Raw genomic sequence first — 5,574 nt, forward strand, 5'->3', positions numbered from 1 at the left:
TATTTTCTCTGTTTTGCCCAAAAAATAAAAGTGCCCTTAACGGGGTACTGAATAGTTACTCAAATTCAAAGATTCGCTCTCTTCAAGCAAGCCAATTATATCACTGAGCACACATTTTTTCAATGGTTTGCCTCTGCACATTATACTGTATCATTTGCACTCTTTTTCGTTCTCTGTATTTATCGTCTAACTTTCTCGGCTTACGATAATTAATGCATGATTTAGCCATACAATATGTCTTATCAATATCTGTTTCACCTACTAGCTTATAAACATCTGGAAACTCGGTAACTAATGCATCAAGCTTCCTCATAACTGCTCTATCTCGAGTGTATATTGTTGCCAACTGTTCTCCTGCATTGAAATTGATTATCGTTTCCTGCTCATACTTAGTTAGATTCATAATGACCGTTCTCCTCTCTTCCCTTGTTTCTCTTCCCTTGTCTCTGTTTCGGTAGTTATCGTGCACTTTGTTTCTTTCTTTGCTTTGGCAAGTCTTTGTTTGATAGAACTGTCTCGTTCATAAAGTTTACGATTCTTTATGGATAAAATCAGCATAGAACCAACCTCTGGTGTAAGGGATGAGAGCTTGCAAATTGTCTGACTGACAATTCTATTTGTAGCAGGGTCTTTTATGCTTGGTAATATCTCATTAAGCATGGCAAGTGTACGCCGAAGATAGCTGATAACTTTTTCATGCGATTACCTCCCTAATCACTTTTTGTTTGTGTTCTTCAGGAGCAAATACGCACCAACAACAATAGCTACAATGCAAAGAATCAACAAAATGCCATTCCCATCTATCTGAATCATCGAAGATTCACTTAGCTGATTGGAAGCAGTTGGATTGAAAATCGAGAGTAATCCCCAGAGAATTAAACACACAATGCCACCTAAACAGCTGATAATTCCAATCAACCATTTTGTTCGGTCATTTGCATTTTCGGAAGTTTCTGTTTCTGAATTACCAGATTGTTGTTCATATTCATTATCATCTTTCAAAAGATAATCTAACGAAACCTTGAAGTAATTGCTTATGGCAACCAGTTTTTCACTCTCTGGTACAGATTGTCCTGACTCCCATTTTGATATTGCCTGTCTCGATACGCTTAGTTGTTCTGCGAGTTGCTCTTGCGAAAGACCACTCTTTTTACGAAGCATATATAGTTTGTCTGAAAGTGCCATGTTTCCTCCTTTCGCATTAAGCATACCAAGTGTACGAGTAGAACACTATACATGGGCGTATGCAATTCCGCAACCAGTAGTTGCAACTGTTTTTTCTGGCGTTTTACTCCTGCAACAGCCAGTCAGCTATGTCGTGGATCTCAATTCCTTCATAGCTATATTTGGGATGTTTGGTTCGGGCAATAATCATTTTCGGATAAGCATCTCTAATCTGAAACAGAGGGGAACATTCTCTCTCAAATGTTTCCTGTCCGGAAATGTTGTCGCTTACCTGAATATAAATTTTTTCGCTGCCCCTCTGAGCAACAAAGTCTATTTCTTTTTGATAAAGCTTGCCAACATAAACATCGTACCCACGGCGAAAAAGTTCGATACAAACGATGTTTTCATATACTCTGCCATAGTCCATATTTCTGCTTCCAAGTATTGCATATCGAATACCGCTATCACACAAATAGAACTTCTCAGAGCTTTCAAGATATTTCTTGCCACGGATGTCGTATCTCTTAATATCATAAAATACGAAAGCATTGCACAAATACTTAATGTACTTGCCAACGGTTACATGATTTGTTGGGGTCTCATTCGCTGTCAGCAGCTGACTGACCTTATTAGGAGAAGTCAGGTTGCTGATGTTATCCATAAGGAACTCACTCAGGCGTTGTAAAACCAGAGTGTCTGGCAGAGCGTACTTCTGTACCAAATCTCTTGTGACAATGGTTTCATAGACTTCTTTGATATAGTTTGTTCTGTCTTTTTCGGTTCTGTAAGCGTAAGAACCTGCTAAACCGCCCTTGATAGAATAATCATCAAAGAGCTTATCTTTATCACCAATATCATTATAATACTGGCAATATTCCTGGAAACTAAAAGGGAATACATGAATTTCAATGTAGCGTCCAGTAAACAGAGTTGCCAAATCTGCACTCAGCAGGAAAGCATTGGAGCCGGTTACATAGATGTCGTACTTGCCCTTGGAATAAAGGCTGTTGATTGCCAACTCGAACTTAGGACACATCTGAACCTCATCCACAAACAGATAGTTTGTTTTTCCAGGCTGATAATGCTCCTCTACATAGCTGTGTAACGCATGATATTCCTTTATTTCTTCATAAGTCAAGTCCATGAAGTCAATGAAGATGATATTGATGTTTTCAAAATGGCTTTTCAGATAATCAATATATGCCTGCATCAGTTTAGACTTACCGGATCGACGAATACCCGTGATGATCTTGATGTCAGGAGTGCCATTCAGTTCAATGATTCTATCGAGATACTTTGCTCTCGTAATTGTTTTCATATAGTCACCCGCTTTCAAAAGTTGAAGGCTTTTCATTTCTTGAAACTGCTTCGATGTACTTATTATACTGTCTGCTAATAGTATATGCAAGAGGCCGCTTTCAAAAACACAAAATATTTTATTTTTTGAAAGTATGAACTATGTAAAGGCAATCCGAAGATTGCCCCAGGCATCATGCCTGTTCTTGGTTATACGGGTTCGTTGTCCTCATCGTCAGCGATGAAGTCCATATCATCATCGTTCTCGTATTCCTCGCTGTAGCCATAATCCTCATCATCGTCTACATAATCAGCGTCAGGGTCAGGCTTTGCCGCTTCTTTTTCCTTCTTCTTTTCCTGCAGCTTCTTAAAAGCGAAGAAACCACCGCCGCCAGCAAGGGCAAGCAGAGCGAGGATAGCCGGAATCATATTGGTCTTAGGCTTCTCCACCGGCTCAGGCTCTGTGACCTCAGGCTCCGGTTCCGTCTCGACCGGTTCAGGAGTAGTCTCAGCCACAGGCTCGGTGTACTTGGAAGCTTCGTCCTCGCTCATCAGCATCAGAAGGTCGGCTTCGTCCACCTGATTCAAGAAGTGAACCGTCTCATCTCCTTCATCATCACGGTCGATGATGATATAAAAGTAGTTGCCGTTCTTTGTGACCGCAGTAATGAACTGTTTGCCGGTTTTGTCAGGCGATCCGACATCATCAACCAAAGTCAGGTTGCCATCGGGAGTGAGGGCAGATTCACTGGCATCTGCGCCGGTATCCATGTTCTGCATGAACATACTCATAAACATCATAAGCAATGCCATATCCATTTCGCTGTTCTGTTCAGCTCTCTCAATCAGCTTCAGATAGTCGCTGTGGACATAGCCATTCTTTTCAGGAACCGTGATCTGATACCAGTCGCCATCGACACCGATCACCTTTACTTCCTCGCCGGGGCGAAGCTGGTCGATGATCTCATAATTCATGCCTGCACCGGTACGCACATTCAGCCGGGAACCGTTCGTAACTACCTTGCCGGTTCCCATGCCATCGTCCTCGGTTTTCCCGGCATCATACTTCCAGTCCTCGCCATTGAAAGAGAATACCACAGTTCCATCTTCATTCTGCATCTCCTCCTCGTTCATAGCGTTGATTGTTTCAGGCTTCGGAGCCATATCCGCATCAAACATACGGAGCAGCTCAGAAAGCTGGTCAGGGGTAAGGTTCGCAGCGTGAACCATCTCATGGATTTCGGAGTTTTCCTCCTCACGGTATCTGCGTTCCAGGTCTTTTACTCTGGCATCCCATTCAGCCCGTTTCTTTCGGGCTTTCTCAAGGTCTGCACCAATTCTGTCTAATTTGGCACCCAATAGAATGTCCTCCTTAATTCCGGATTCTGCCGAAGCAGTAAAAATGCTGTTGCCAGTAACTTGTTTCAATCGAAGCGTAAGAAATCGGGTTTCCGCAATGGATCATCATTCCGTTTCCTACATAGATACCGACGTGCGATGCACCAGAGGTATCATAAGTGCCTTGGAAGAAAATCAGGTCGCCCGGTTTAGCAGAGCTTCGGGGAATAATGTCGCATACACCCATCAGACCGTTTGCGGTCAACCTGCCGACACTCCAACCGTTACCGCAGTTATTGATAACCCACGAAACAAAACCGGAGCAGTCGAAGGAAGTGGAGGGGCTGCTTCCACCCCAGACATACGGGTATCCCAGATACTTCTCGGCTTCACGAATCATATTGGCAAATCGTGTATCCGTCAGAGCCTCGCCCGGAATGTCGTAGTCGGTGTATTCGCCGGTGACTGCATAATCATAAAAAGCAGTCCCACCGCCAGAACAATCAGAATGGCTTTGGAGTGCGTGGTGCAAAACTCCGTGACTCTTTCTGTGATTGTCTTGGCTCCCTGGGCTGCTTTTTCCGCACCCTTGGCAGCTGTTGTCTTTGCCGTACTGTTACCGGCTTTGGCAGCTGCATATTCTTTCTTGATTGCCTGTTTCTGCCGCCAGCGGGAAAATGGGTTGGAACCGGCATCCGGATTGTCCTTTTTGAACTTCTCATACAAAGCATCCACATTGGCTTTATCTGATTTCTGCACCAGTTTGTCAGCCTTGGCATGGGCCTTCAGCTTGTGACTGTAAACGGCGTGATCGACGGTGTAGGCAGTGGATTCCACTGCCTTTGTCGTTTCCTGAACTGACTGAACACCGACGTTATCATCTTCATACTCAGATACTGCCCGATGTGCCTTGGAGGTGAGCGTCGCAGCTGTGCCACGGGTCGTCAGCTGTTTTGCCGTTGATGGATGCTCCACAGCCACGCTGTTGTCCGCCTTGCCAAAACGGAGCTTTGCTTTCCGGGAACCGGCGGCATCCGTTTCCTGACGCAGCTTGGTTGCCTTCTTTTTGGAAGTCAGCTTATCAACCGCTTTTTCAGCTTTGTCTGCCGCCTTGTCTGCACGATGGGCAGCTTTCTTCACCTGAGAATCCGCAAGGTCATTTTCGGTGAAGCGGAGTCGTGTCGGTTTCTTCGCCATGCCTTACGCCTCCTTTGTTGCCACCACCTCATTCAGCTTCGTGGTCATAATGCGGTAGAGTTCCGTATCGGTCGGGAACCGATCAATGAACGGCAGGATCACATTGCCATAAAACAGAAATCCTTCGCCCTCGCCAGAGTTGGTCACATAGGACAGCTGATGGGGAGAGATATTCAGACGCTTCGCCAGAATCCCTCTGTCCTCACTTGCCTGATTCAGCATTGACCAGGGAAACCTCTAAGCCTGACAGTTCAATATTGGCGGGCATCAAGTCCACACCTTCCGGGTGATGAAGAATACCTTCGCCGGGAGCAATCGGCTTTTCCATCATAATCTTTCCCATCATGTCGGAAAGGGTGGGAGACAACGTATCTGGGAACGGATTTCCCAGGCTGACTGTTAATGAAGCCTGCGGGTCCGTGTCTACCAACAGAACCTTTTTGCCCTCCATTGCCAGTCCCACACCCAGATTTTCCGTGGTTGTGGTCTTGCCAACTTTATGTGAAGCTTTACATAATGTGGGTTATGAAAAGCTATACATTATGCAAAGTTGAAGGCACAGATACTTGTAAATAA

General features: G+C 44.7%; 4 protein-coding genes and 3 pseudogenes. All 7 read right to left on the reverse strand.

The window, feature by feature from the left end; all coding sequences use genetic code 11:
• Positions 1-100: 100 nt before the first annotated feature.
• The gene (locus ASU35_RS01450; protein WP_083504092.1) at positions 101-406 is read right to left on the reverse strand and encodes a hypothetical protein; all 306 of its coding nucleotides are present in this window, start codon (positions 404-406) and stop codon (positions 101-103) included.
• 308 nt (positions 407-714) lie between these two features.
• The gene (locus ASU35_RS01455) at positions 715-1,185 is read right to left on the reverse strand and encodes a helix-turn-helix domain-containing protein (RefSeq protein ID WP_058351352.1); all 471 of its coding nucleotides are present in this window, start codon (positions 1,183-1,185) and stop codon (positions 715-717) included.
• Between the two features lie 103 nt (positions 1,186-1,288).
• Entirely contained in the window at positions 1,289-2,521 is a 1,233-nt protein-coding gene (locus ASU35_RS01460) for an ATP-binding protein (RefSeq protein WP_058351353.1), read from the reverse strand.
• A 152-nt stretch (positions 2,522-2,673) separates the two neighbouring features.
• Positions 2,674-3,822 (reverse strand): DUF4315 family protein, encoded by a 1,149-nt coding sequence (locus tag ASU35_RS18355; RefSeq protein ID WP_083504089.1) that lies wholly within the window; start codon positions 3,820-3,822, stop codon positions 2,674-2,676.
• A gap of 13 nt (positions 3,823-3,835) precedes the next feature.
• Positions 3,836-4,998, reverse strand: a pseudogene (locus ASU35_RS01470) (C40 family peptidase).
• 3 nt (positions 4,999-5,001) lie between these two features.
• A pseudogene (locus tag ASU35_RS01475) lies at positions 5,002-5,220 on the reverse strand (hypothetical protein); the annotation flags it as partial.
• Positions 5,210-5,494, reverse strand: a pseudogene (locus ASU35_RS01480) (ParA family protein); the annotation flags it as partial. The pseudogenes ASU35_RS01480 and ASU35_RS01475, both read right to left, overlap by 11 nt.
• Positions 5,495-5,574: the final 80 nt, after the last annotated feature.

The sequence above is a fragment of the Acetivibrio ethanolgignens genome (assembly GCF_001461035.1).
GTDB classification, from domain to species: Bacteria; Bacillota; Clostridia; order Lachnospirales; family Lachnospiraceae; genus Velocimicrobium; species Velocimicrobium ethanolgignens.